A 4,696-nucleotide genomic window follows, 5' to 3' on the forward strand; every position below is an offset into this window, starting at 1 on the left:
TTTGAATTATAAATTATCGTCTTGTTCTTCTTCTGATACTTGAACGATTCGCAATGAACGACGTTCAACTTCTTTTAATTTTTCAGCACGCGTTTCAAGTTTAATTCTATCGCGCCCTAAAATGATTAAAAATGATATCATCATGAAAATAAAAATAACAATTAATGGCACACTTGCCAGTATTGAAGCAGTTTTCAATACTTCTAATGCACGTTCGCCACCAACTAGCATCAATGAAAATGGCAATAAGCACAATGCAAATGCCCAGAATAAACGATTGGCACGTAATGGTTCGCCTACCACTTTTTTCTGAGATGCTGCCGCTAAAATATATGAACCCGAATCAAATGTTGTTGCTAAGAATAAGAAAGCAGATACTAAGAATAGTACAATCATCAATGATGGGAATGGTAAATGATGCACCACTTCAATAATGGTTGCCTCTGTACCATGTGTATTTAAATATTGTGTTACATTAAACTGTCCAGAAATTTGTAAATACACAGCATAGTTACCAAAAATACCAAAGAATAATACGCATCCAAGCGTTCCATAAATAATTGTTCCTAGCACGACTTCTTTAAGGCGTCTACCTTTTGAAATTCTAGCGATAAATAAACCGATAAATGGCGCATATACTAACCACCATGACCAGTAGAATATTGTCCAGTCTTGTGGGAAATTCGTTTCTTTTCGACCTTTAATACCACCGAATGGTTCTAACCATGTTGCCATATGGAAAAAATCTCTCAACATATTTCCGAACCCTGTCACTGTCGTTTCCATAATAAAAACAGTCGGTCCAATAATAAATATAAAGGCTAAAAGTACAAAGGATAGCCAAACGTTGATATCACTTAACTTTTGAATACCTTTTTTCAATCCTGTATATGAACTAATGGCAAATATAACCGTGATTGTTAATAAAATGGCCGAACGTAAAATCATATTTTTACCATCTAAACCAGTTAATCTTTCTATGCCTGCAGAAATTAATGGCACACCTAACGCTAGTGATGTTGCCGCACCACCTAGCAATCCAAAGATAAATAAGATATCTACAACTTTACCTACAAATTTATCTGTTTGACCTTTTAAAATCGGACGACAAGCTTGACTAATTTTATACACCGGTTGTTTTTTAACAAACACTAAATAACCAATTGGTAATGCTGGTAAAACGTAAATAGCCCAAGCAATTGGTCCCCAGTGGAACATACCATATTGCGTCGCATATTGGAGTGCTTCATCACTCATACTTTTCGCGCCATTTGGTGGAACTTGATAGTAAAAAGCCCATTCAATAACGCCCCAGTATAAAATATCAGAGCCTATGCCTGCACAAAACAGCATTGCCGCCCATGTAAATGTATTAAATTCTGGTTTATCACTTGCTTTACCAAGTGTGACATTACCATATTTACCAAATGCGATATACATTACAAAGCAAAAAATCGCCAGCCCCATAAATAAATATATCGAACCAATTGAATCAGAAATGGCACTATTAATACCAGTGATGATATCTTCACTTGCTTTTGGAAAAGCCATCATAGGTATAACTGCAAAAAGAAGTACAGCTACTGTCCCTATAAAGGTCGTCCAGTCCATAACTTTCTCTTTTTTCAATTGTGCTCCCCCTAATTATTAATTTTATGAATCCTGTTTCGATTTATCTCAAAATGTAATAATTATATTGATTCACAAAATTGACAATAACTAATATTTAATAATAATGCAAATTTCATACAATTTGAAACTTGGCAATTATTGAATATTTATATAATTTTTCTCGTAATAAACAAAACTTTAATAGCGCTAAAACAGCTGTGTTAAGTTATGATTTAACGAATTTAACAAATTTTACTAGGACGGCATTTAAGAATATTTATACGTTTTTAACGAATATTTATTTATTGTAAAACGCTACCAAAAAGTTAGACTTCCTTCCCACTAAAGTACCACTTTTTTCTTTCAACTTTTTTAAAAAACGGATATGCAACTTTTAGTATTGGTATCAAAATGATTGTTAGGTCATATTCTATCAATATATTTTTCTAAAGAATTGCTTTTATTAACTTTCAATTATGTACCTAACCTAAAAAGAAGCCAAGGCAACGAATGTTACCTTGACTTCTAATACATATTCAACTAACTATATATTCAATCATACGCGCATGCGAGAGTGATTGTTGTACATCTATAATGCGTTGATTTAAAGAACCTTTATATGGTAAATCAGGTTTGAATAAGTGTTGTATAAATAGACCATCTACTAAAACGTCAATGTATGATAATAACTCTCGACGTTCTGTACAATCATTTGCTAAATATTCATATAAAAATCCAGTCCATACCCAAATTGTCTTTGTATTTCCAAAACGTGCTCGAAATGCTTTGACAAGATTTAATGTAATATCCAAATTACAAAATGGTTCGCCACCTAATAGACTTAGCCCAGATATATAATCATGATCGCAATCATCTAATATTTCTGCTAATATTTCATCAGTGTATTTCTCGCCATATCTGAACTTTTGTGAGGCTTTGTTATAACATCCAACACAATTAAATGGACATCCTGATACATAAACACTGCATCTTACTCCTTCACCGTCAACAAAGCTATTTGATTCTATTTTAGCAATATAACCTTGTCCTTGTTTAATGTCTAAAAGTGTCATTCTTTAGGCGCTTTCATATGTTTTACTCGTGCGCAAATTTCTTTATGACGGCCTTTAATTACTGGACGTTGAACTGGATTGCCTAAGTAACCACATGTTCGTTTAACGACATCAACTGTTTTAGGATTATCATTGCCACAGTTCGGGCATTTAAATCCTTTTTCAGTTGCTTCAAAATCTCCATCGTAATCACATTCATAACAATGATCAATCGGAATATTTGTACCTAAGTAACCAACTTTGTCATAAGAGTAGTCCCATACCGCTTCTAGTGCTTTCAAATTGTGTTGCAATTTCGGATACTCACAATAGTGAATGAAACCACCACTCGCATAATAAGGATAATCTTTTTCAAAATCTAACTTTTCAAAAGGTGTAACATCTTTACGTACATCATAATGGAAAGAGTTTTGATAATATCCTTTATCTGTAATGTCTTTAATATCTCCAAATCTCTCTTGGTCTAAACGACAAAAACGATCCGTTAGCGATTCACTCGGCGTACTGTAAATACTGAACCAAATGTCATATAATTCTGTCCATTTCGTTTGATAACGTTTCATTTCTTTAAGAATTTCAAGCGTAAATGCTTTTGCTTCTTGAGATGTTTCCCAGTCTGGACCATAGAAAACAGTAGCTGTTTCATACAACCCTATATAGCCCATTGAAATCGTTGCACGTTTATTTTTAAATAACTCAGCAACATCATCTGTTTCTTTTAATTTATAGTTAAAAGCGCCACTTTTATATAAAATTGGTGCGTTATTCGGTACAGCATCTTTCAAACGATTTATACGATAAAGTAATGCATCATGTAACACATCGATACGTTCATAAAAGATTTCCCAGAATTTCGTCATATTACCGGCAGATTCTAATGCCATTCTAGGTAAATTAAGTGTAACAACACCAAGATTACAACGACCATTATTTTCAAAATGACCTTCCGCATCTTTCCAACTTGGTAAAAATGAACGACAACCCATTGGCGCTTTGAAATCACCTAATATTTCTACGAGTTTGTCATAATTTAAAATATCTGGATACATACGTTTCGTTGAACACTTTAATGCTAGTTGTTTAATGTCATAGTTCGGATCTTGCGGACTAAAGTTGGTTCCTTTTTTAATTGAAAATACAAGTTTCGGGAAAATCGCTGTCGTGCGGTCTTTTCCTAAGCCTTTGATACGAGTATTTAAGATAGCTTGTTGAATTTTGCGACTTAAATGATCTGTACCTAAGCCGAATCCTAATGTTACAAAAGGTGTCTGTCCATTAGATGTATATAAGGTATTAATTTCATATTCTAGACTTTCAATCGCATCATTGATGTCTTTAGTGACTTGTTGATCAACATAACGATCAATTTCAGATTCTTTGACAAATTGCTTTGCGATATTTCTATGTTGTTCTTCATTATGTCGTGCATATGTACTAAGTAATTCGTCAACGCGGTCAACCGTACAGCCACCATATTGACTGCTGGAAACATTGGCTATAATTTGTACAAGCTGCGCTGATGCAGTTTGTATTGATTTTGGTGAAGTTACATTCGCGTTGCCTATTTCAAATCCATTATGTAGCATATTTTTAGCATCTATTAAACAACAGTTTGTTAACGGTTGGAATGGATGATAATCTAAGTCGTGAAAATGTATGTCCCCTCTTTGATGTGCATCTGCAACGTGCTTTGGTAATAAATAATTTAATGCGTAAGATTTAGAAACGATACCTGCTGTTAAATCTCTCATTGTTGAAAATGTATCACTATCTTTGTTGGCATTTTCGTTAACAATAGCAGGATCTTTAGAAATCAAACCCGTTAATGCTTCTTCGATTTGATTCATTTTACCCCTTCTTCCTATATATTGTGTCTACTCATTACGTTATACCACTATATATAGTATTTTCAAATTTTTATTAGTCTGTTAACTAAAACGTCACAAAGTTATTAACATTTAGTGAAATTCATATTTCTACACAATTATTTCATTAATTTTTAAAATTGTTCT

Annotated in this window: 5 protein-coding genes; 1 reads left to right on the forward strand and 4 read right to left on the reverse strand. The window is 33.2% G+C overall.

Annotated features, from left to right (window positions below):
• Positions 1 to 6: 6 nt before the first annotated feature.
• On the reverse strand, positions 7 to 1,629 hold the full coding sequence (locus IDG60_RS06385; RefSeq protein ID WP_000711870.1) for a BCCT family transporter: 1,623 nt from the start codon (positions 1,627 to 1,629) through the stop codon (positions 7 to 9).
• A 131-nt stretch (positions 1,630 to 1,760) separates the two neighbouring features.
• Here IDG60_RS06385 and IDG60_RS06390 point away from each other — a divergent pair, with 131 nt between their 5' ends.
• Positions 1,761 to 1,922 (forward strand): hypothetical protein, encoded by a 162-nt coding sequence (locus tag IDG60_RS06390; protein WP_001791976.1) that lies wholly within the window; start codon positions 1,761 to 1,763, stop codon positions 1,920 to 1,922.
• 15 nt (positions 1,923 to 1,937) lie between these two features.
• On the opposite strand, the gene IDG60_RS06395 is transcribed toward IDG60_RS06390, so the two are convergent.
• From IDG60_RS06395 to nrdD, 3 genes are all read right to left on the reverse strand, one after another.
• Positions 1,938 to 2,048: a hypothetical protein gene (locus IDG60_RS06395; RefSeq protein WP_001791975.1), complete on the reverse strand. Its 111-nt coding sequence runs from the start codon at positions 2,046 to 2,048 to the stop codon at positions 1,938 to 1,940.
• Between the two features lie 99 nt (positions 2,049 to 2,147).
• The gene (gene nrdG, locus IDG60_RS06400) at positions 2,148 to 2,684 is read right to left on the reverse strand and encodes an anaerobic ribonucleoside-triphosphate reductase activating protein (RefSeq protein ID WP_000173331.1); all 537 of its coding nucleotides are present in this window, start codon (positions 2,682 to 2,684) and stop codon (positions 2,148 to 2,150) included.
• Positions 2,681 to 4,531, reverse strand: coding sequence for an anaerobic ribonucleoside-triphosphate reductase (nrdD, locus tag IDG60_RS06405; protein ID WP_001071729.1), 1,851 nt, complete (start codon positions 4,529 to 4,531; stop codon positions 2,681 to 2,683). The genes nrdG and nrdD overlap by 4 nt, the downstream gene beginning before the upstream one ends.
• Positions 4,532 to 4,696: the final 165 nt, after the last annotated feature.

The organism is Staphylococcus sp. EG-SA-2, from assembly GCF_017152085.1.